The 21,130-nt window shown below is 41.9% G+C and carries 19 protein-coding genes, 1 tRNA gene and 1 other RNA gene; 17 read left to right on the top strand and 4 right to left on the bottom strand.

Features of this window, described 5'->3' with window-relative positions:
• Window positions 1-184: 184 nt before the first annotated feature.
• The gene (rlmB, locus tag ADI58_RS09030; protein WP_049522332.1) at window positions 185-913 is read right to left on the bottom strand and encodes a 23S rRNA (guanosine(2251)-2'-O)-methyltransferase RlmB; all 729 of its coding nucleotides are present in this window, start codon (window positions 911-913) and stop codon (window positions 185-187) included.
• A 44-nt stretch (window positions 914-957) separates the two neighbouring features.
• On the bottom strand, window positions 958-1,569 hold the full coding sequence (gene def, locus ADI58_RS09025; protein ID WP_045611905.1) for a peptide deformylase: 612 nt from the start codon (window positions 1,567-1,569) through the stop codon (window positions 958-960).
• Between the two features lie 174 nt (window positions 1,570-1,743).
• On the opposite strand from def, the gene ADI58_RS10955 reads away from it, so the two are divergent.
• From ADI58_RS10955 to ssrA, 4 genes are all read left to right on the top strand, one after another.
• The gene (locus ADI58_RS10955; protein ID WP_080982522.1) at window positions 1,744-3,063 is read left to right on the top strand and encodes a CapA family protein; all 1,320 of its coding nucleotides are present in this window, start codon (window positions 1,744-1,746) and stop codon (window positions 3,061-3,063) included.
• 21 nt (window positions 3,064-3,084) lie between these two features.
• Window positions 3,085-3,912 (top strand): HAD family hydrolase, encoded by an 828-nt coding sequence (locus tag ADI58_RS09005; protein ID WP_049522330.1) that lies wholly within the window; start codon window positions 3,085-3,087, stop codon window positions 3,910-3,912.
• A gap of 1 nt (window position 3,913) precedes the next feature.
• Complete coding sequence (locus ADI58_RS09000; protein ID WP_049522328.1) at window positions 3,914-4,549, top strand: SGNH/GDSL hydrolase family protein; 636 nt, start codon at window positions 3,914-3,916, stop codon at window positions 4,547-4,549.
• Between the two features lie 61 nt (window positions 4,550-4,610).
• Window positions 4,611-4,958: a transfer-messenger RNA gene (ssrA, locus tag ADI58_RS10415) on the top strand.
• A gap of 205 nt (window positions 4,959-5,163) precedes the next feature.
• On the opposite strand, the gene ADI58_RS08995 is transcribed toward ssrA, so the two are convergent.
• Window positions 5,164-5,251: transfer RNA gene (locus ADI58_RS08995), tRNA-Ser, on the bottom strand.
• Window positions 5,252-5,412: 161 nt separating this feature from the next.
• Here ADI58_RS08995 and ADI58_RS08990 point away from each other — a divergent pair.
• The 4 genes from ADI58_RS08990 (at window position 5,413) to ADI58_RS08975 (ending at window position 11,398) form a co-directional block, all read left to right on the top strand.
• On the top strand, window positions 5,413-6,153 hold the full coding sequence (locus tag ADI58_RS08990) for a DeoR/GlpR family DNA-binding transcription regulator (protein ID WP_000920656.1): 741 nt from the start codon (window positions 5,413-5,415) through the stop codon (window positions 6,151-6,153).
• On the top strand, window positions 6,150-7,061 hold the full coding sequence (gene pfkB / locus ADI58_RS08985) for a 1-phosphofructokinase (RefSeq protein WP_049522327.1): 912 nt from the start codon (window positions 6,150-6,152) through the stop codon (window positions 7,059-7,061). Before ADI58_RS08990 ends, pfkB begins: the two co-directional genes overlap by 4 nt.
• Entirely contained in the window at window positions 7,058-9,010 is a 1,953-nt protein-coding gene (locus ADI58_RS08980; protein WP_049522325.1) for a fructose-specific PTS transporter subunit EIIC, read from the top strand. The genes pfkB and ADI58_RS08980 overlap by 4 nt, the downstream gene beginning before the upstream one ends.
• An 84-nt stretch (window positions 9,011-9,094) precedes the next feature.
• Window positions 9,095-11,398 carry a DNA translocase FtsK gene (locus tag ADI58_RS08975; protein WP_080982521.1) on the top strand — a complete coding sequence of 768 codons (2,304 nt, stop codon included), beginning with the start codon at window positions 9,095-9,097 and terminating at the stop codon, window positions 11,396-11,398.
• 44 nt (window positions 11,399-11,442) lie between these two features.
• On the opposite strand, the gene ADI58_RS08970 is transcribed toward ADI58_RS08975, so the two are convergent.
• Window positions 11,443-11,880: a DUF6556 family protein gene (locus ADI58_RS08970; RefSeq protein WP_049522322.1), complete on the bottom strand. Its 438-nt coding sequence runs from the start codon at window positions 11,878-11,880 to the stop codon at window positions 11,443-11,445.
• Between the two features lie 138 nt (window positions 11,881-12,018).
• On the opposite strand from ADI58_RS08970, the gene ADI58_RS08965 reads away from it, so the two are divergent.
• From ADI58_RS08965 to ADI58_RS08925, 9 genes are all read left to right on the top strand, one after another.
• A complete protein-coding gene (locus ADI58_RS08965; RefSeq protein WP_049522320.1) occupies window positions 12,019-13,161 on the top strand; it encodes a cysteine desulfurase family protein in 1,143 nt (380 codons plus the stop codon).
• 8 nt (window positions 13,162-13,169) lie between these two features.
• The gene (thiI, locus tag ADI58_RS08960) at window positions 13,170-14,384 is read left to right on the top strand and encodes a tRNA uracil 4-sulfurtransferase ThiI (protein ID WP_049522319.1); all 1,215 of its coding nucleotides are present in this window, start codon (window positions 13,170-13,172) and stop codon (window positions 14,382-14,384) included.
• Between the two features lie 136 nt (window positions 14,385-14,520).
• Window positions 14,521-15,345, top strand: a complete 825-nt coding sequence (locus tag ADI58_RS08955; protein ID WP_049522317.1) for an alpha/beta hydrolase — start codon at window positions 14,521-14,523, stop codon at window positions 15,343-15,345.
• An 18-nt stretch (window positions 15,346-15,363) separates the two neighbouring features.
• Complete coding sequence (locus tag ADI58_RS08950; RefSeq protein ID WP_049522315.1) at window positions 15,364-16,104, top strand: esterase family protein; 741 nt, start codon at window positions 15,364-15,366, stop codon at window positions 16,102-16,104.
• Between the two features lie 12 nt (window positions 16,105-16,116).
• Complete coding sequence (locus ADI58_RS08945; RefSeq protein WP_049522314.1) at window positions 16,117-17,283, top strand: ATP-grasp domain-containing protein; 1,167 nt, start codon at window positions 16,117-16,119, stop codon at window positions 17,281-17,283.
• Window positions 17,284-17,442: 159 nt separating this feature from the next.
• Window positions 17,443-18,312 (top strand): aquaglyceroporin Gla, encoded by an 870-nt coding sequence (gla, locus tag ADI58_RS08940; protein WP_049491488.1) that lies wholly within the window; start codon window positions 17,443-17,445, stop codon window positions 18,310-18,312.
• Between the two features lie 124 nt (window positions 18,313-18,436).
• Window positions 18,437-19,162 carry a CppA N-terminal domain-containing protein gene (locus ADI58_RS08935; protein WP_049522312.1) on the top strand — a complete coding sequence of 242 codons (726 nt, stop codon included), beginning with the start codon at window positions 18,437-18,439 and terminating at the stop codon, window positions 19,160-19,162.
• On the top strand, window positions 19,159-20,094 hold the full coding sequence (locus ADI58_RS08930) for a serine hydrolase domain-containing protein (protein WP_049522310.1): 936 nt from the start codon (window positions 19,159-19,161) through the stop codon (window positions 20,092-20,094). The genes ADI58_RS08935 and ADI58_RS08930 overlap by 4 nt, the downstream gene beginning before the upstream one ends.
• A gap of 8 nt (window positions 20,095-20,102) precedes the next feature.
• Window positions 20,103-20,999, top strand: coding sequence for a DMT family transporter (locus ADI58_RS08925; RefSeq protein WP_049522309.1), 897 nt, complete (start codon window positions 20,103-20,105; stop codon window positions 20,997-20,999).
• Window positions 21,000-21,130: the final 131 nt, after the last annotated feature.

The following is a 21,130-nucleotide window of genomic DNA, read 5'->3' as shown; positions in this document are numbered from 1 at the left end:
TACTGACTTCGTCAGTTCTATCCACAACCTCAAAACAGTGTTTTGAGCTGACTTTGTCAGTCTTATCTACAACCTCAAAGCAGTGCTTTGAGCTGTCTACAGCTAGCTTCCTAGTTTGCTCTTTGATTTTCTTTGAGTATAATCATAAAAAAAGTTTCCAATCAGATGACTGGAAACTTTTTTTTTATAGTCTATTTCGAAAAACTTCGTACATGAGAATAGCTGCAGCAACACTGGCATTAAGGCTTTGAACATGGCCATTCATCGGAATGGTAATCATTTGATCTACCTGTTTTTTAATGTTGCTAGAGATGCCTTTTCCTTCATTTCCGATGATAAGGGCAATTTTCCCTTTTGTATTCCACTTGTGGCAAGGAGTCCCATTCATATCTGTTCCAAAGGTCCAGAAGCCTTCATCTTTGAGTTTGTCCAGAGTTTGGCTCAGATTGGTCACGCGGGCAATTGGGACGTGTTCAATAGCACCTGTGGCCGTTTTAGCAACGACAGGAGTAACTCCGACAGCACGGTGCTTGGGAATGATGACTCCTGAAACATTGGTCGCATCAGCGGTTCTTAAGATGGAGCCTAAGTTGTGAGGATCAGTTAAGCCATCCAGAATCAATAGAAGTGGATTTTCTTCTTGGCGTGTTTTGGCAAGGATTTGGTCCAGCTCACTATAGGCAAATTCGGACACTCGTAAAACAAAACCTTGGTGGACAGCACCTTCAGTCATCTCAGAGAGGGATTTTTTTGAGGTCCAAGAAATGGACACCTTCTTTTCTGTAGCCAGTTCCTTGACTTTCTCAACGTTCTTACCTCGGAGATCTTCTTGGAGGTAAAGTTTGTTTCCTGTGTTTGCAAGGAGGGCTTCGGTAACGGCGTGGACGCCATAGACAATATCATTTGTTTTCATGCATCTATTATAACACAAAACCCCGTCTTGCAACGGGATTTTCTTTATTCCAGAATCAGTAAACCATCTTTAACTTCAAATGGGTCTTTTTCATTGATACGATCGTAAAACATGATTCCGTTGATGTGGTCAATTTCATGCTGAACAACGATGGAGTTGTAGCCTTTGAGTTTGATACGGTGTTTTTCTCCATCCTTGTCAAAGTAGTCAACAGTAACGCGGGCATGGCGAACAACATAGCCAGGCACGTTGCGGTCAACAGACAGACAACCTTCTCCTTCACCAAGAGCAGCGTCTTGAACAGAGTGAGAGACGATTTTTGGATTGTACATAATAGCTTGCAAGTCGTAAGCTTCCTGTGGAGTTTCACCTTCTTCAACAATATTTGGTACTAAAACAGCGATAATGCGTTTTGAAATATCCAATTGAGGAGCAGCAAGTCCAACCCCACCACGGAGTCCCATCTTTTCAGCCATGACCGGATCTTGGGAATGTTTGAGGAATTGCATCATCTTTTCTCCAAGGATGATTTCTTGGTCAGACAAGGGGAAAGTAACTTCCTCAGCAACCGCGCGTAGAGTAGGATTCCCTTCGCGGATAATATCGTTCATATCAATTAAGTGAGCAGCTTTTGTAATACGTTCTATAGCAGACATTTTCTCTCCTTTCATTACTTCTACATGATATCACAAAATGACAAGGATTGAAAGTATTACAGTCTTTAGGATTTATAGAAAATAGATAGGAAGTTCAATTCAATTGTGAAAGAAATACTTATCTGTGTTATAATAAAAAGAAAAGGCTTGCATAAGAAAGTAGGGAGAATGAAGATGCAAAGAAGACAAGATAGAAATCAGGGTGGTTTAGCTTTTCGTTTTATGAAGGGCCTGGTAAACTTTTTTAGGAGTTATCGCAAGTGGAGCAATAAAGGATTTGTGGCGATACTCTTGCTAGCAGTTGCTTTATCAATGGGCTTGGTCTTGTTGTTTGAAAGTTTCCAAGGCATGGCTCTGACCAGTCAAAAACGAGATACTATTTCTCAAGAGGGGACTAAGCAAAAGTCTCAGGAGCAGGAAGAGGAAAAAACTGCCAGAATTATGGCCCACGGGGATTTGCTCTACCACGATGGACTTTTCTTTTCAGCTAAAAAAGAAGACGGTACCTATGACTTTCATGAGAATTTTGAGTATGTGACACCTTGGCTTAAGCAAGCAGATTTAGCTATTGGTGACTTTGAAGGAACCATTAATAAGGATCATTATTTAGCGGGTTATCCTCTCTTTAATGCTCCTGCTGAAGTTATGGATGCCATTAAGGATGCAGGTTATCATGTGCTAGATTTAGCTCATAATCATATTTTGGATTCGCAAATTGAGGGAGTTATTTCAACGGCCGATATTATTGAGAAAGCTGGAATCACTCCAATCGGAGTTTATACGCATGAACCACGTGATCAGGCTCCGCTGGTCATTAAGGAAGTGAATGGTATCAAGGTTGCACTGTTAGCCTATTCCTATGGCTTCAATGGCATTGAGCAGTATATTTCTCAGGAAGACTATAATCGTTATCTTTCAGATTTAAACGAAGATAAGATGAAGGCTGAAATTGAACGGGCGGAAAAGGAAGCGGATATCACCATTATCATGCCTCAGATGGGTGTTGAGTATCGATTGGAACCAACTGAAGAACAAAAAGCTCTTTATCACAAGATGATTGATTGGGGGGCGGATATCATCTTTGGAGGGCATCCTCACGTTGTTGAACCATCTGAAACGGTTGAAAAAGATGGAGAAAAGAAACTCATTATCTATTCAATGGGGAACTTCATTTCCAATCAACGGATTGAATCTATGGGAGATGAAGAGAATGCTAAGTGGACTGAACGTGGTGTTCTCATGGATGTAACCATCAAGAAGAAGGATGGAAAAACAACTATCGGAACAGCTAAAGCTCATCCTACTTGGGTCAATCGAACACCAAAGGGAACCTTTTCACCAGAAGGCTATCCTTTATATCATTATCAAACCTATATCTTGGAAGATTTCATAGAGGGTGGCAGTCATCGTGATCAATTAGATGAAGCGACTAAGGAACGAATTGATACAGCCTATAAAGAAATGAACGAACATGTGGGATTGAAGTGGGATTAGTTTGAATCCAGAGGGAAGTAAATGACGATTAAAGTAATTGCGACAGATATGGATGGGACCTTGCTGGATGCTAGAGGCCAGCTTGATCTCCCACGATTGGAAAAGATTTTAGATCAGTTGGATCAAAGGGGGATTCGTTTTGTCATCGCGACGGGCAATGAAATTCACCGCATGAGGCAACTACTGGAGCACTTGGTCGATCGAGTGGTTCTGGTTGTTGCAAACGGTGCTCGTATTTTTGAAAACAATGAATTGATTCAGGCACAGACTTGGGATGATGCCATTGTCGATAAGGCTTTGGCTCATTTCAAGGGTCGAGCGTGTCAGGACCAGTTTGTTGTAACGGGGATGAAGGGTGGTTTCGTCAAGGAAGGTACTATTTTTACAGACCTTGAAAGTTTTATGACTCCAGAAATGATTGAAAAATTCTATCAACGGATGCAGTTTGTGGATGAATTAACCTCTGACCTCTTTGGTGGTGTGCTCAAGATGAGTATGGTTGTTGGTGAAGAGCGTTTGAGTTCGGTCTTGGAAGAAATCAATGATCTCTTTGATGGTCGTGTTCGGGCTGTATCGAGTGGCTATGGTTGCATTGATATCCTCCAAGCTGGAATTCATAAAGCATGGGGCTTAGAAGAATTACTCAAGCGCTGGGACTTGAAAGCCCAACAAATCATGGCTTTTGGGGATAGTGAAAATGATGTTGAAATGCTTGAAATGGCTGGGATTGCCTATGCTATGGAAAATGCTGATGACAAGGCCAAAGCTGTGGCTACTGCTCTAGCACCAGCCAACAGCCAAGGAGGAGTTTACCAAGTCTTGGAAAACTGGTTAGAAAAAGGAGAATGAAGTGGCAGTACAGTTATTAGAAAATTGGTTGCTAAAGGAACAAGGTAAAATCCAAACCAAGTACCGTCACTTAAATCAAGTTTCTGTTGTAGAACCAGACATTCTTTTTATTGGGGATTCCATTGTCGAGTATTATCCTATACAGGAGCTATTTGGAACTTCGAAGACGATTGTCAATCGAGGCATTCGAGGTTATCAGACAGGGTTGTTATTAGAGAATCTAGATGCGCATCTGTACGGTGGAGCAGTAGATAAAATTGTCCTTTTGATTGGGACAAATGATATCGGAAAAGATGTGCCTGTGAATGAGGCTCTCAATAATCTCGAAGTGATCATTCAATCCATTGCTCGCGATTATCCACTGACAGAGATAAAATTGCTTTCCATTTTGCCAGTCAATGAGGGAGAGGAGTACAAGCAGACGGTTTATATCCGCACGAATGAAAAGATACAGGAGTGGAATCGAGCCTATCAAGAACTTGCTTCTGCCTATATGCAGGTAGAATTTGTGCCAGTATTTGATTGTTTGACAGACCAACCAGGCCAACTCAAAAAAGACTATACTACTGACGGACTGCACCTCAGTATTGCCGGTTACCAGGTTTTGTCAAAAGCTTTGAAAGACTATCTTTTCTAGTTAGTCGATTTCCCTTTTGCATTTTTGACTTAGATAATGTATAATGGTTTTATTGTCTTTTGGGGTCGTTACGGATTCGACAGGCATTATGAGGCATATTTTGCGACTCGTGTGGCGACGTAAACGCTCAGTTAAATATAACTGCAAAAAATAACACTTCTTACGCTCTAGCTGCCTAAAAACCAGCAGGCGTGACCCGATTTGGATTGCTCGTGTTCAATGACAGGTCTTATTATTAGCGAGATACGATTAAGTCTTGTCTAGCGGCTTGATAAGAGATTGATAGACTCGCAGTTTCTAGGCTTGAGTTATGTGTCGGGGGACTGTTAAACTAATACATAACCTATGGTTGTAGACAAATATGTTGGCAGGTGTTTGGACGTGGGTTCGACTCCCACCGGCTCCATTATTCCTTTGCATTCTTTTGCATTCCTTGGTAAAACGTTGTTAAATCAACGTTTTTTATTTTTGTCTTTGGTATTCCTTGGTATTCTTTTGCGGAAAAAGGATACAACAAAGGAGTCACAAACAGCCCCTAAAACAGACCCTGTTTTTTAAAAAAGGATACAAAAAAGGATACAACGTTTGTCGCATCCTAGAAATATGTTTTTCCACGGAAGACATGGGATTCGAACCCACGCACGCTGTTACACGCCTACCGCGTTTCCAACACGGCCTCTTAAGCCTCTTGAGTAATCTTCCAATACCTACTCAAATAGTCTACCATAAAGGCCCTTATCTTGCAATAAAAATTCTGGAAATAAGAAAAATGATAGAATTTGAAAGAAAATGATAAAAAATGCTTGACTTTGAAAGGAAGTGTGATAGAATGAATAGTGTAAACGATAACAGGAGGTGATTCGGTGTTAAAAACAGAGCGGAAGCAGCTGATTTTAGAGGAGTTAAATCAACATCATGTAGTTTCTCTAGAAAAATTAGTTAGTTTGCTAGAAACGTCAGAATCAACGGTTCGAAGAGACTTGGATGAGTTGGAGGCAGAAAACAAGCTTCGTCGCGTGCATGGTGGAGCAGAACTCCCCCACTCCTTACAGGAAGAAGAAACCATTCAAGAAAAATCTGTCAAAAACCTTCAAGAGAAGAAGTTGTTGGCTCAGAAGGCAGCCTCTCTCATCAAGGAACAAGATGTCATCTTTATCGATGCTGGAACAACGACAGCCTTTTTGATCCATGAATTGGTCAATAAGAACGTTACAGTTGTGACCAACTCCATTCACCATGCAGCTCAGTTGGTTGAAAAGCAGATTCCGACTGTCATGGTTGGAGGAAGCGTCAAGACGGCGACAGATGCTAGTATCGGGGGTGTTGCTCTTAACCAGATTAACCAATTACACTTTGACCGTGCCTTTATCGGGATGAATGGTGTGGACGATGGCTATTATACGACTCCAGATATGGAGGAGGGAGCTGTGAAGCGAGCCATTTTGGAGAATGCCAAACAGACTTATGTCTTGGTGGATTCGTCAAAAATTGGACAAACTTGTTTTGCCAAGGTAGCACCACTCAAACGAGCCATTGTTATCACAAGTCAGGGGCATGAGCTCTTGCAGACAATAAAAGAAAAAACGGAGGTAATAGAAGTATGATTTATACAGTCACACTTAATCCATCCATTGACTATATCGTGCGCTTGGACCAAGTCCAAGTTGGTAGTGTCAATCGTATGGACAGTGATGATAAGTTCGCTGGAGGGAAAGGAATCAATGTCAGTCGTGTCTTGAAACGCTTGGATATTCCTAATACTGCGACTGGATTTATTGGAGGTTTTACTGGTAAATTTATCACAGATACTTTGGCAGAAGAGGAAATCGAAACGCGTTTTGTCCAAGTAGCAGAAGATACTCGCATCAATGTCAAGATTAAAGCGGACCAAGAAACAGAAATCAATGGAACGGGTCCAAACGTGGAACCGGCTCAGTTAGAAGAATTGAAAGCTATTTTGTCTAGTTTGACTGCAGAAGATACAGTTGTATTTGCAGGTTCAAGTGCTAAAAATCTAGGCAATGTCATCTACAAGGATTTGATTGCCTTGACGCGCCAGACGGGTGCGCAAGTGGTTTGCGATTTTGAAGGCCAGACCTTGATTGATAGTTTGGACTACCAGCCACTTTTGGTCAAACCAAACAATCACGAACTTGGAGCGATTTTTGGTGTAAAACTTGAAAGTTTGGACCAAATCGAGAAATATGCTCGTGAGTTACTAGCTAAAGGTGCTCAAAACGTCATTATCTCTATGGCTGGTGACGGTGCTCTTCTTGTCACATCTGAGGGAGCTTACTTCGCAAAACCTATCAAGGGAACAGTCAAAAATTCAGTGGGAGCTGGTGACTCTATGGTTGCTGGATTCACAGGTGAATTTGTCAAATCAAAAGATGCAGTAGAAGCATTCAAATGGGGAGTGGCTTGCGGAACGGCAACGACCTTCTCGGATGACTTGGCAACAGCAGAATTTATTAAAGAAACATATGAAAAAGTTGAGGTAGAAAAACGATGAAAATTCAAGACCTATTGAGAAAAGATGTCATGTTGCTGGATTTGCAGGCAACTGAAAAAACAGCTGTCATCGAAGAGATGATTAAAAGCTTGACAGATCACGGTTATGTGACGGATTTTGAAACCTTTAAAGAAGGTATTTTGGCACGTGAAGCTTTGACTTCTACTGGTTTGGGTGATGGTATCGCTATGCCTCACAGCAAAAACGCTGCTGTCAAAGAAGCGACAGTTCTCTTTGCCAAGTCTAATAAGGGTGTTGACTATGAGAGCTTGGATGGACAAGCAACTGACCTCTTCTTTATGATTGCGGCTCCAGAAGGTGCCAATGACACCCACTTGGCAGCCTTGGCAGAATTGTCTCAATACTTGATGAAAGACGGTTTTGCTGATAAACTTCGTCAAGCAACATCAGCTGACCAAGTCATTGAACTTTTTGACCAAGCTTCAGAAAAAACTGAGGAACCTGTTCAAGCGCCTGCCAATGAAACTGGTGACTTTATCGTAGCTGTTACAGCTTGTACGACAGGTATTGCCCACACTTACATGGCCCAAGAAGCCCTTCAAAAAGTGGCTGCTGAAATGGGTGTTGGAATTAAGGTTGAAACCAACGGTGCTAGCGGTGTTGGTAACCAACTAACTGCTGAAGACATTCGTAAGGCTAAAGCCGTTATCATCGCAGCAGACAAGGCTGTTGAAATGGATCGCTTCGATGGCAAACCATTGATCAATCGTCCGGTTGCTGACGGTATCCGTAAGACAGAAGAATTGATCAACTTGGCTCTTTCAGGAGATGCTGAAGTCTACCGTGCTGCTAATGGAGCAAAAGGTGCAACAGTCTCTAACGAAAAACAAAGCCTTGGTGGTGCCTTCTACAAACACTTGATGAGTGGTGTATCCCAAATGTTGCCATTCGTTATCGGTGGTGGTATCATGATTGCTCTTGCCTTCTTGATTGATGGTGCTTTGGGTGTTCCAAATGAAAACCTTGGAAGTCTTGGTTCTTACCATGAACTAGCTTCTATGTTCATGAAAATTGGTGGAGCTGCCTTTGGGTTGATGCTTCCAGTCTTCGCGGGTTATGTTGCCTACTCTATCGCTGAAAAACCAGGTTTGGTAGCAGGTTTCGTAGCTGGTGCTATTGCCAAAGAAGGTTTTGCCTTTGGTAAAATCCCTTATGCAGCAGGTGGTGAAGCAACGTCAACTCTTGCAGGTGTCTCATCTGGTTTCCTAGGTGCCCTTGTTGGTGGATTTATCGCAGGTGCCTTGGTTCTTGCCATCAAGAAATACGTTAAAGTTCCTCGTTCACTTGAAGGTGCAAAATCAATCCTTCTATTACCACTTCTTGGAACAATCTTGACTGGATTTGTCATGCTATCTGTGAATATCCCAATGGCAGCAATCAACACTGCTATGAATGACTTCCTAGGCGGTCTTGGAGGAGGTTCAGCTGTCCTTCTTGGTATCGTCCTTGGAGGAATGATGGCTGTTGACATGGGTGGACCAGTTAATAAAGCGGCTTATGTCTTCGGTACAGGTACGCTTGCAGCGACTGTTTCTTCAGGTGGTTCTGTAGCCATGGCAGCAGTTATGGCTGGAGGAATGGTGCCACCACTTGCAATCTTTGTCGCAACGCTTCTTTTCAAAGATAAATTTACCAAAGAAGAACGCAACTCTGGTTTGACAAACATCATCATGGGCTTGTCATTTATCACTGAGGGAGCGATTCCGTTTGGTGCAGCTGACCCAGCTCGTGCTATCCCAAGCTTTATCCTTGGTTCAGCAGTAGCAGGTGGCCTCGTTGGTCTTACTGGTATCAAACTCATGGCGCCACACGGAGGAATCTTCGTTATCGCGCTTACTTCAAATGCTCTCCTTTACCTCGTTGCTGTCTTGGTAGGAGCAATCGTAAGTGGTGTGGTCTATGGTTACCTACGCAAACCACAAGCATAAAAAATAGAAAATGAAAAGATTGGACCGTTTGGTGCAGTCTTTTTCTCTTTCCGAAATGCCTGTGAAATATGGTATAATAGAAGAATGGCAAACAAGAATACAAGTAAAACAAGACGGAGACCGTCTAAAGCAGAACTCGAAAGAAAAGAAGCGATTCAACGAATGTTGATTTCTTTGGGAATCGCGCTTTTATTGATTTTCGCAGCCTTCAAATTAGGGGCTGCAGGTATAACCCTTTACAATCTAATTCGCTTGCTGGTGGGTAGCCTAGCTTATCTGGCAATATTCGGCCTATTAATCTATCTCTTCTTTTTCAAGTGGATACGAAAACAGGAAGGCCTCCTATCTGGCTTCTTCACTATATTTGCGGGCTTGCTCCTGATTTTTGAAGCCTACTTAGTTTGGAAATATGGTTTGGACAAGTCCGTTCTAAAAGGAACCATGGCTCAGGTTGTGACGGATTTAACTGGTTTTCGAACGACTAGTTTTGCTGGAGGGGGCTTGATTGGGGTTGCTCTTTATATGCCAACCGCCTTTCTCTTTTCAAATATCGGCACTTACTTTATTGGTTCTATCTTGATTTTAGCAGGCGCTCTCCTAGTCAGCCCTTGGTCTGTTTACGATATTGCTGAATTCTTCAGTAGAGGATTTGCCAAATGGCGAGAAGGGCATGAGCGTCGAAAAGAGGAACGCTTTGTCAAACAAGAAGAAAAAGCTCGTCAAAAGGCTGAGGAAGAGGCTAGATTAGAACAAGAAGAGGCTGAAAAAGCCTTACTCGATTTGCCTCCTGTTGATATAGAAACAGGCGAAATTCTGACAGCAGATGTTGTACTTGACGCTCCACCTTTTCCAGAAGAAGACTGGGTGGAACCAGAAATCATCCTACCTCAAGCTGAACTTGAATTCCCTGAACAGGAAGATGGCTCTGATGACGAAGATGTTCAGGTCGATTTTTCAGCTAAGGAAGCCCTCGAATACAAACTTCCAAGCTTACAACTCTTTGCCCCAGATAAACCCAAAGACCAGTCTAAAGAGAAGAAAATCGTTCGAGAAAATATCAAAATTCTAGAAGAAACCTTTGCTAGCTTTGGTATCAAGGTAACGGTTGAACGGGCTGAAATAGGTCCATCAGTGACCAAGTATGAAGTCAAGCCAGCAGTAGGTGTAAGGGTCAACCGCATTTCCAATCTCGCAGATGACCTCGCTCTAGCCTTGGCAGCCAAAGATGTCCGGATCGAAGCACCTATCCCAGGGAAATCCCTAGTCGGAATCGAAGTACCCAACTCTGAAATTGCGACAGTTTCTTTCCGTGAACTTTGGGAACAATCTCAAACGAAAGCTGAAAATCTCTTGGAAATTCCTTTAGGGAAGGCTGTTAATGGAACCGCAAGAGCTTTTGACCTTTCTAAAATGCCCCACTTGCTAGTCGCAGGTTCAACGGGTTCAGGGAAGTCAGTAGCAGTTAACGGCATTATCGCTAGCATCCTCATGAAGGCGAGACCTGACCAAGTTAAATTTATGATGGTGGACCCTAAGATGGTTGAGTTGTCTGTTTACAATGACATTCCTCATCTCTTGATTCCAGTTGTGACCAATCCACGCAAGGCTAGCAAGGCCCTGCAAAAGGTTGTGGATGAGATGGAAAATCGTTATGAACTCTTTGCCAAGGTGGGAGTTCGGAATATTGCAGGTTTTAATGCCAAGGTCGAGGAATTTAATGCTCAATCTGAGTACAAGCAGATTCCACTGCCACTCATCGTTGTGATTGTAGATGAGTTGGCTGACCTTATGATGGTAGCCAGCAAGGAAGTGGAAGATGCCATTATCCGTCTCGGACAGAAGGCACGTGCTGCAGGTATCCACATGATTCTTGCGACCCAACGTCCATCCGTTGATGTCATTTCTGGTCTGATTAAGGCCAATGTCCCTTCTCGTGTCGCTTTCGCGGTTTCATCAGGGACAGACTCCCGTACGATCTTGGATGAAAATGGAGCTGAGAAACTGCTTGGACGTGGAGATATGCTCTTTAAACCAATCGATGAAAATCATCCAGTTCGTCTCCAAGGCTCCTTTATCTCGGATGATGATGTTGAACGCATTGTAAACTTCATCAAGGCTCAGGCAGATGCAGACTATGATGAGAGTTTTGATCCGGGAGAAGTTTCTGAAAATGATGGAGAATTTTCAGATAGTGAATCTGGTGGAGATCCGCTTTTTGAGGAAGCCAAAGCTTTGGTTATCGAGACACAGAAAGCCAGCGCATCCATGATTCAGCGTCGTTTGTCAGTTGGATTTAACCGTGCGACCCGTCTCATGGAAGAGCTTGAGATGGCAGGTGTCATTGGTCCAGCTGAAGGTACCAAACCAAGAAAAGTTTTACAACAATAAAAAAATAGCTTCTTTCCAAGTTTGGAGGGAAGCTATTTTACTGACTATTGATTAGTTTTATTTTCCGAAGTTGGTGTATTATTGGACTGTTTTTCATTTTCAGTAGCAGATTTACTTGGAGTAGGAGCAGGAGTAGAAGAATCCAGAGTTGCTGTTTTCTGCTCTTCTTTTTTCTCTTCCTTGACGCTAGATTTTGGCGTTTCTTCTTGTTGTGTTTTTTCTTGAGTGGTGTGATTTTCCTTATTGGGACTAGTATTTTCCTTAGGGGATTCTTTTTGAATTTCTTTGACAATGGTTGTCGTCTGGCTTGTCGTAGGTTCTTTTTTAGTATTTTTGTTATTATCCAAGGCGTTCATGATAGTGATACTTGCGGTAATCAAGCCAAGGATACTAGCGATTGTAGCAACGGCTTTTTGAAAGACTGTAAAGCCTTTTTTGATGTGTTCTGTTTTTGGTTTTGAAGTTCTACGATAATTAGACATGCATTCTCTCCTTTGATTAAAACTTATTATACCGCATTTCTTTAAAAAAATCTTAAAAAAAGAGGAATTGCCCTTTCTTGTCGCAGACTCCGTTTCATGATACAATAGAAGGAGTGATTTTAGAAAGCGTGAGAAAACATGATTTACTTTGATAATTCGGCGACGACCAAGCCCTATCCTGAAGCACTTGAAACTTATATGCAGGTCGCTTCAAAAATTTTAGGAAATCCATCTAGTCTCCATCGTTTGGGAGACCAGGCAACACGAATTTTAGATGCTTCTCGGCAACAGATTGCAGATTTAATCAGTAAGAAAAGTGATGAAATCTTCTTTACATCTGGTGGAACAGAAGGTGATAACTGGGTTATCAAGGGTGTGGCCTTTGAAAAAGCCCAGTTTGGTAAGCACATCATCGTATCAGCCATTGAACATCCAGCAGTCAAGGAATCAGCTCTTTGGTTGAAATCTCAAGGTTTTGAAGTGGATTTTGCTCCAGTTAATGAGAAAGGATTTGTGGATGTTGAGGTGCTAGCAGATTTGATAAGACCTGATACGACCCTCATTTCCATCATGGCTGTGAACAATGAAATTGGCTCGATTCAGCCCATTGAGGCTATTTCAGAACTGTTAGCAGACAAGCCGACTATTTCCTTCCACGTTGATGCGGTTCAGGCGCTTGCCAAGATTCCGACTGAGAAGTATCTGACAGAACGAGTGGATTTTGCGACTTTTTCAAGCCACAAGTTCCACGGAGTTCGTGGCGTTGGCTTTATCTATATCAAGCCAGGCAAGAAGATTACGCCTCTTTTAACAGGTGGTGGTCAGGAGCGCGATTATCGTTCGACAACTGAAAATGTGGCAGGGATTGCTGCGACAGCCAAGGCTCTCCGTTTATCTATGGAAAAGCTAGATATCTTTACTAGCAAGACTGGGCAGATGAAGGCAGTGATTCGCCAAGCTCTTTTGGACTATCCAGATATTTTTGTCTTTTCAGATGAGGAAGATTTTGCCCCTCATATCCTGACTTTTGGGATTAAGGGTGTTCGTGGAGAAGTCATCGTTCACGCCTTTGAAGACTATGATATTTTCATCTCAACGACCTCTGCTTGTTCGTCCAAGGCAGGTAAACCTGCAGGCACCTTGATTGCCATGGGAGTGGATAAAGATAAGGCCCAGTCAGCTGTGCGTTTAAGCCTAGACCTTGAAAATGATATGAGTCAGGTCGAGCAGTTTTTGACCAAGTTAAAATTGATTTACAATCAAACTAGAAAAGTAAGATAGGAGCATTCATGCAGTATTCAGAAATTATGATTCGCTACGGAGAGTTGTCAACCAAGGGTAAAAATCGTATGCGTTTCATCAATAAACTTCGCAATAATATTTCAGACGTTTTGTCTATCTATCCCCAAGTTAAGGTAACAGCAGATCGCGATCGTGCCCACGCTTACCTCAATGGAGCAGATTACACAGCAGTAGCAGAATCGCTCAAACAAGTTTTTGGAATTCAAAACTTTTCCCCTGTTTATAAGGTTGAAAAATCTGTAGAAGTTCTGAAGTCTGCTGTCCAAGAGATTATGCAGGACATCTACAAGGATGGCATGACCTTTAAAATTTCTAGCAAGCGTAGCGACCACAACTTTGAGTTGGATAGTCGTGAACTCAATCAAACCCTTGGTGGAGCTGTTTTCGAAGCTATTCCAAATGTGCAAGCTCAAATGAAAAGTCCTGACATCAATCTTCAGGTGGAGATTCGTGAGGAAGCTGCTTATATTTCTTATGAAACTATTCGTGGGGCCGGTGGTTTGCCTGTGGGAAGTTCTGGTAAAGGCATGCTCATGTTGTCAGGAGGGATTGACTCACCTGTAGCAGGTTATCTAGCTCTTAAACGTGGGGTAGATATTGAGGCCGTTCACTTTGCCAGCCCACCCTACACTAGTCCAGGCGCCCTCAAGAAAGCGCAGGATTTGACTCGTAAATTGACCAAGTTTGGTGGCAATATCCAGTTTATCGAAGTTCCTTTTACAGAGATTCAAGAGGAAATCAAAGCCAAAGCGCCAGAAGCCTATCTCATGACCTTGACGCGTCGTTTTATGATGCGGATTACCGATCGTATTCGTGAGGTACGAAATGGTTTAGTTATCATCAATGGGGAAAGTCTTGGTCAAGTAGCCAGTCAAACTCTTGAAAGTATGCAGGCTATCAATGCAGTTACCAACACTCCCATCATCCGTCCTGTGGTTACTATGGACAAGTTGGAAATCATTGACATCGCCCAGGAAATCGATACCTTTGAAATTTCTATCCAACCTTTTGAAGACTGTTGTACCATTTTTGCGCCAGATCGTCCAAAGACCAATCCTAAGATTAAGAATGCAGAACAGTACGAAAGACGCATGGATGTTGAAGGTTTAGTTGAGCGAGCTGTGGCTGGAATCATGATTACTGAGATTACACCGCAGGCTGAAAAAGATGAAGTGGATGACTTGATTGACAATCTGCTCTAATCAGAAAATCCAGAATAATTTAGAAAAATAAATGAAAAAGTTAGTTTTTAATTCCAAAAACGGAAGCAAAACTAACTTTTTTTCTATAATTGTGATATAATAAGATAAAATTTTGAATATAGAGAGTTTTCTGACAATGAACCAATCCTATTTTTATCTAAAAATGAAAGAACACAAACTCAAGGTTCCTTATACAGGTAAGGAACGCCGTGTACGTGTTCTTCTACCTAAAGATTATGAGAAAGACATGGATCGTTCCTATCCTGTTGTTTACTTTCATGACGGGCAAAATGTTTTTTATAGCAAGGAGTCTTTCATTGGTCATTCATGGAAGATTATCCCAGCTATTAAGCGTAATCCTGATATCAGTCGTATGATTGTCGTTGCTATTGATAATGATGGTATGGGGCGGATGAATGAGTATGCGGCGTGGAAGTTCCAAGAATCTCCTATCCCAGGGCAGCAGTTTGGCGGTAAGGGTGTGGAGTATGCCGAGTTTGTCATGGAGGTGGTCAAGCCTTTTATCGATGAAACTTATCGTACAAAAGCAGACCGACAGCATACAGCCATGATTGGTTCCTCACTAGGAGGCAATATTACCCAGTTTATCGGTTTGGAATACCAGGACCAAATTGGATGTCTCGGGGTCTTTTCATCTGCTAACTGGCTCCATCAAGAGGCCTTTAACCGCTATATCGAGCGTCAGCAACTATCGCCTGACCAGCGCATCTTCATCTATGTGGGAACGGAAGAAGCGGATGATACAGACAAGACCTTGATGGCTGGTAATATCAAACAAGCCTATATCGACTCTTCGCTTCGCTATTACCATGATTTGATAGCAGGGGGAGTACACTTGGGCAATCTTGTTTTGAAAGTTCAGTCTGGTGCCATCCATAGTGAAATCCCTTGGTCGGAGAATTTACCAGACTGTCTGAGATTTTTTGCAGAAAACTGGTAAAGTAAGAAAGGAGAAAATATGCATATTGAACATCTTAGCCACTGGAGTGGTCACCTCAACCGTGAAATGTATCTCAACCGTTATGGTCATGCAGGGATTCCAGTTGTGGTCTTTGCTTCATCAGGTGGTAGTCACAACGAATACTATGATTTTGGCATGATTGATGCCTGTGCTTCCTTTATTGAAGAAGGACGTGTTCAGTTCTTTACCCTATCCAGTGTTGACAGTGAAAGCTGGTTGGCCACTTGGAAAAATGGGCACGACCAAGCAGAGATGCATCGTGCCTACGAGCGCTATGTGATTGAGGAGGCCATTCCTTTTATCAAGCACAAGACAGGTTGGTTTGATGGAATGATGACGACAGGTTGCTCTATGGGAGCCTATCATGCAGTCAATTTCTTCCTTCAGCATCCAGATGTCTTTACCAAGGTGATAGCTCTTAGTGGTGTTTACGACGCACGTTTCTTTGTTGGTGATTACTACAATGACGATGCTATTTACCAAAACTCGCCAGTAGATTATATCTGGAACCAAAACGACGGCTGGTTTATTGACCGTTACCGTCAGGCAGAGATTGTGCTTTGTACGGGTCTCGGTGCCTGGGAACAAGATGGCTTGCCATCCTTCTACAAGCTTAAAGAAGCCTTTGATCAGAAACAAATTCCAGCCTGGTTTGCTGAATGGGGACACGATGTCGCCCACGACTGGGAATGGTGGCGCAAACAAATGCCTTATTTCCTTGGAAATCTCTATTTATAAAAGGAGTTACCTATGAATTACCTTGTTATTTCTCCCTACTATCCACAAAACTTTCAACAGTTTACAATTGAACTAGCTAATAAAGGCATAACCGTCTTGGGAATTGGCCAAGAACCTTACGAGCAATTGGATGAACCTTTACGTAATAGCCTGACCGAGTATTTCCGTGTTGACAATCTTGAAAATATAGATGAAGTCAAACGTGCAGTTGCTTTCCTTTTCTATAAACATGGCCCAATTGACCGCATCGAATCCCACAATGAATATTGGCTAGAGTTGGACGCAAGTCTTCGTGAGCAATTCAATGTTTTTGGTGCCAAACCAGAGGACCTCAAAAAGACGAAATTTAAGTCTGAAATGAAGAAGCTTTTCAAAAAAGCAGGTGTCCCTGTGGTACCTGGAGCTGTTATCAAGACGGAAGCAGATGTGGATCAAGCTGTGAATGAAATCGGCCTTCCAATGATTGCCAAACCTGACAATGGAGTCGGAGCAGCCGCGACCTTTAAGCTTGAAACAGAGGACGATATCAATCACTTCAAGGCTGAGTGGGATCATTCAACTATTTATTTCTTTGAGAAATTTGTCACTTCCAGCGAAATTTGTACCTTTGATGGTCTTGTGGACAAGGATGGTAAAATTGTCTTCTCAACAACCTTTGATTACGCCTATACACCGCTTGATCTCATGATTTACAAGATGGACAATTCTTATTACGTTCTCAAGGATATGGATCCTAAATTACGTAAATATGGTGAGGCAATTGTCAAGGAATTTGGCATGAAAGAACGTTTCTTCCATATCGAATTCTTCCGCGAAGGAGACGATTATATCGCCATTGAGTACAATAACCGTCCTGCAGGTGGTTTTACCATTGATGTTTATAACTTTGCTCATTCCTTGGACCTCTATCGTGGCTACGCAGCTATAGTCGCAGGAGAAGAGTTCCCAGCGTCAGAGTTTGAACCTCAGTATTGTTTGGCTACATCACGTCGTGCAAATGCTCACTATGTCTATTCTGAGGAGGACTTGCTTGCCAAATATAGTCAGCAGTTCAAGGTTAAAAAAATCATGCCAGCGGCCTTCGCAGAACTTCAAGGAGATTACCTTTATATGCTGACAACTCCGAGTCGACAAGAAATGGATCAGATGATTAAGGACTTTGGTCAGCGTCAGGCTTAAGAGACTATCGGATTAAGGAAATTCACTCCCTTAGTCCTTTTGTTTTTTATAAGAAATAAAACCGCTTTCTTATATAATCTTTCGGAAAAATAGTTGCTAAAAGATATAAAAATTGATAGAATAAAGATTGTCTAAAAAATTTTAAGGAGAATCTATCAAATGGATTTCACATGGGCAATTAAATATGCCACTGAATTTTTGGGAACTGCTATTTTGATCATTCTTGGAAATGGTGCAGTTGCCAACGTTGAACTTAAAGGTACGAAAGGTCACCAAAGTGGCTGGATCGTTATCGCTGTTGGTTATGGTATGGGGGTTATGATCCCAGCATTAATGTTTGGTAACGTATCTGGAAACCACATCAACCCAGCCTTCACTCTTGGACTTGCAATCAGCGGTCTTTTCCCTTGGGCACAAGTTGCGCCTTATATCATTGCACAAGTTTTGGGTGCTATCTTTGGTCAAGCCTTGGTTGTGGCAACACACCGCCCATACTACTTGAAAACTGAAAATCCAAACAACATTTTGGGTACTTTCTCAACAATTTCAAGTTTGGATAATGGTACAAAAGAATCACATTTTGCAGCAACTGTTAATGGTTTTGTAAATGAGTTTGTTGGATCATTTGTTCTTTTCTTTGCAGCCCTTGGAATGACTAAAAACTTCTTTGGTTCTGAAGTGCTTCAATACATGAAGCAAATGGCTAGCCAAGCAGGTCAAAATGTTGACTTTTCTGATTTAGCAATCAAAGCCCAAGTAGCACCACATACTGCTTCAGGACTTTCAGTAGCTCACTTGGCACTTGGATTCCTTGTTATGGCCTTGGTAACATCACTTGGTGGACCTACAGGACCTGCCTTGAACCCAGCCCGTGACTTGGGACCACGTCTCCTTCATGCTTTCCTTCCAAAATCAGTTCTTGGTGAGCACAAAGGTGATTCAAAATGGTGGTACTCTTGGGTACCAGTAGTAGCACCGATTGCAGCAGCAATTGCAGCAGTAGCTATCTTCAAATTCCTTTACCTATAAGAAATTGAAACCGGGGAAATCCTCGGTTTTTTAGGTGAAATTTTTACGAAAAATTGGTAAATCTGAGCATAATTTCTTGTAAAAAATTCTAAAATCCTTTAAAATAAAATAGTTGGAGGAATTTATGAATGTAAATCAAATTGTACGGATTATTCCTACTTTAAAAGTTAATAATAGAAAATTAAATGAAACATTTTATCTTGAAACCCTTGGCATGAAGGCCCTGTTAGAAGAATCAGCATTTCTATCACTAGGTGATCAAACAGGTCTAGAAAAGCTGGTTTTAGAAGAGTCTCCAAGTATGCGTACTCGTAAGGTAGAGGGAAGAAAAAAACTAGCAAGATTGATTGTCGAGGTGGAAAATCCCTTAGAAATCGAGGCCTTATTAGCTAAAACAGACTCGATTCATCAATTATATAAAGGTCAAAAGGGCTACGCTTTTGAAATTTACTCGCCAGAAGATGATTTGATTTTGATTCATGCAGAAGATGACAGAGCAAGTCTAGTAGAAGTAGGAGAAAAGCCTGAATTTCAAACAGATTTGGAATCAATTTCTTTAAGTAAATTTGAGATTTCTATAGAATTACATCTCCCAACTGATATTGAAAGCTTCTTGGAAGTATCTGAAGTTGGGGCGTCACTTGATTTTATCCCAGTTCAGGGGCAGGATTTGACTGTGGACAATGCGATTACTTGGGACTTATCTATGCTCAAGTTATTGGTCAATGAACTAGATATAGCAAGTCTTCGCCAGAAGTTTGAGTCTACCGAATATTTTATTCCTAAGTCTGAAAAATTCTTCCTTGGTAAAGATAGAAATAATGTTGAATTGTGGTTTGAAGCAGTATGAAGTGGACCAAGATTATTAAAAAAATAGAAGAACAAATCGAGGCAGGGATTTATCCCGGAGCCTCTTTTGCGTATTTTAAGGACCATCAATGGACGGAGTTCTATTTAGGCCAGAGTGATCCAGAGCGTGGCTTGCAGACTGAGGCAGGACTCGTTTATGACCTAGCTAGTGTCAGCAAGGTTGTTGGGGTTGGTACCGTTTTTACCTTCTTGTGGGAAAAAGGTCAATTAGATATTGACAGACCAGTAACCGATTTTTTACCTGAGAGTGATTATCCAGATATTACTATTCGTCAGCTCTTGACTCATGCTACAGACCTTGATCCTTTTATTCCAAATCGAGACCTTTTAACAGTCTCAGAATTAAAGGATGCGATGTTTCATCTCAACAGACGAAGTCAGCCAGCCTTTCTTTATTCGGATGTTCATTTTTTGCTGTTGGGTTTTATCTTGGAAAGAATCTTTGATAAGGATTTGGATGAGATTTTACAGGAACAAGTTTGGAATCCTTGGAGAATGACGGAAACCCAATTTGGACCTGTTGAGCTTGCTGTTCCAACCGTCAGAGGTATCGAGACAGGTCTGGTACATGATCCCAAGGCTCGCCTCCTGGGCAGACATGCTGGTAGTGCTGGTTTGTTTTCGACTGTAAAGGATTTACAAATCTTTTTAGAACACTATTTAGCAGATGATTTTGCAAGAGATTTGAGTCAAAATTTTTCTCCTTTGGATGACAAGGAACGTTCTTTAGCATGGAATTTGGAAGGAGATTGGCTAGACCATACGGGCTATACAGGTACCTTTATCATGTGGAATCGTCAGAAGCAAGAAGCGGCTATTTTCCTATCGAATCGTACCTATGAAAAGGATGAACGAGCCCAGTGGATATTAGACCGCAATCAAGTGATGGACTTGATTCGTAAAGAAGAGTAAGGAGAGACATGTCAAATAGTTTAAAAGGGACTTTACTAACAGTTGTGGCTGGTATTGCTTGGGGCTTGTCAGGAACGAGTGGCCAATACCTGATGGCACACGGAATTTCGGCTCTGGTTTTGACCAACTTACGACTTTTAATCGCTGGCGGGATTCTCATGCTCTTGGCTTATGCTACTGCAAAGGATAAAATGCTGGCCTTTTTAACGGATAGAAAGAGTTTGCTGTCTCTTCTTCTTTTTGCTCTAATTGGTCTATTCCTCAATCAATTTGCCTATCTAACTGCTATTCAGGAGACCAATGCAGGTACCGCGACAGTGCTTCAGTATGTTTGCCCTGTCGGGATTTTGATTTATAGCTGTATCAAGGATAAGGTGACGCCGACGCTTGGAGAGATTGTTTCCATCATATTAGCCATCGGAGGAACCTTCCTGATCGCAACTCATGGGCAGTTGGACCAGTTGTCCATGACACCTGCAGGCCTGTTCTGGGGTCTATTTTCTGCACTAACTTATGCACTTTATATCATTTTGCCCATTGCCTTGATTAAGAAGTGGGGGAGCAGCTTGGTCATTGGTGCAGGAATGGTCATAGCTGGTTTGGTCGCCCTTCCTTTTACAGGGGTTCTACAGGCTGCTATCCCAACTAGTCTTGATTTTCTCCTCGCTTTTGCAGGTATTATCCTTATCGGGACTGTCTTTGCCTATACAGCCTTCTTAAAAGGAGCCAGTTTGATTGGACCAGTTAAGTCAAGTTTGTTGGCTTCAATTGAGCCAATTTCGGCGGTTTTCTTTGCCTTCTTAATCATGAATGAACAATTTTATCCCATTGATTTTCTTGGTATGGCAATGATATTATTTGCTGTAACTCTGATTTCTTTGAAAGATTTGCTCTTAGAAAAATAAAAAGACTCTTTGTCCGTGACAGAGAGTTTTTGCGTAGTATTTTATACTCAATGAAAATCAAAGAGCAAAATAGGAAACTAGCCGCAGGTTGCTCAAAGCACTGCTTTGAGGTTGTAGATAGAACTGACGAA

Source organism: Streptococcus mitis (assembly GCF_001074635.1).
GTDB lineage: Bacteria > Bacillota > Bacilli > Lactobacillales > Streptococcaceae > Streptococcus > Streptococcus mitis_E.
The sequence above is the reverse complement of the archived record's forward strand: the minus strand, read 5'-3'. Positions and strand labels throughout refer to the sequence as shown.

Coding starts and splice junctions, on each gene's coding strand:
- ADI58_RS08945 (WP_049522314.1), top strand. CDS start 16,117: ATGAATTACCTTGTTATTTCTCCCTACTATCCACAAAACTTTCAACAG.
- ADI58_RS08975 (WP_080982521.1), top strand. CDS start 9,095: ATGGCAAACAAGAATACAAGTAAAACAAGACGGAGACCGTCTAAAGCA.
- ADI58_RS10955 (WP_080982522.1), top strand. CDS start 1,744: ATGCAAAGAAGACAAGATAGAAATCAGGGTGGTTTAGCTTTTCGTTTT.
- ADI58_RS08955 (WP_049522317.1), top strand. CDS start 14,521: ATGAACCAATCCTATTTTTATCTAAAAATGAAAGAACACAAACTCAAG.
- pfkB (WP_049522327.1), top strand. CDS start 6,150: ATGATTTATACAGTCACACTTAATCCATCCATTGACTATATCGTGCGC.
- gla (WP_049491488.1), top strand. CDS start 17,443: ATGGATTTCACATGGGCAATTAAATATGCCACTGAATTTTTGGGAACT.
- def (WP_045611905.1), bottom strand. CDS start 1,569: ATGTCTGCTATAGAACGTATTACAAAAGCTGCTCACTTAATTGATATG.
- ADI58_RS08950 (WP_049522315.1), top strand. CDS start 15,364: ATGCATATTGAACATCTTAGCCACTGGAGTGGTCACCTCAACCGTGAA.
- ADI58_RS08930 (WP_049522310.1), top strand. CDS start 19,159: ATGAAGTGGACCAAGATTATTAAAAAAATAGAAGAACAAATCGAGGCA.
- ADI58_RS08980 (WP_049522325.1), top strand. CDS start 7,058: ATGAAAATTCAAGACCTATTGAGAAAAGATGTCATGTTGCTGGATTTG.
- ADI58_RS09005 (WP_049522330.1), top strand. CDS start 3,085: ATGACGATTAAAGTAATTGCGACAGATATGGATGGGACCTTGCTGGAT.
- ADI58_RS08970 (WP_049522322.1), bottom strand. CDS start 11,880: ATGTCTAATTATCGTAGAACTTCAAAACCAAAAACAGAACACATCAAA.
- ADI58_RS08965 (WP_049522320.1), top strand. CDS start 12,019: ATGATTTACTTTGATAATTCGGCGACGACCAAGCCCTATCCTGAAGCA.
- ADI58_RS08935 (WP_049522312.1), top strand. CDS start 18,437: ATGAATGTAAATCAAATTGTACGGATTATTCCTACTTTAAAAGTTAAT.
- ADI58_RS08925 (WP_049522309.1), top strand. CDS start 20,103: ATGTCAAATAGTTTAAAAGGGACTTTACTAACAGTTGTGGCTGGTATT.
- rlmB (WP_049522332.1), bottom strand. CDS start 913: ATGAAAACAAATGATATTGTCTATGGCGTCCACGCCGTTACCGAAGCC.
- thiI (WP_049522319.1), top strand. CDS start 13,170: ATGCAGTATTCAGAAATTATGATTCGCTACGGAGAGTTGTCAACCAAG.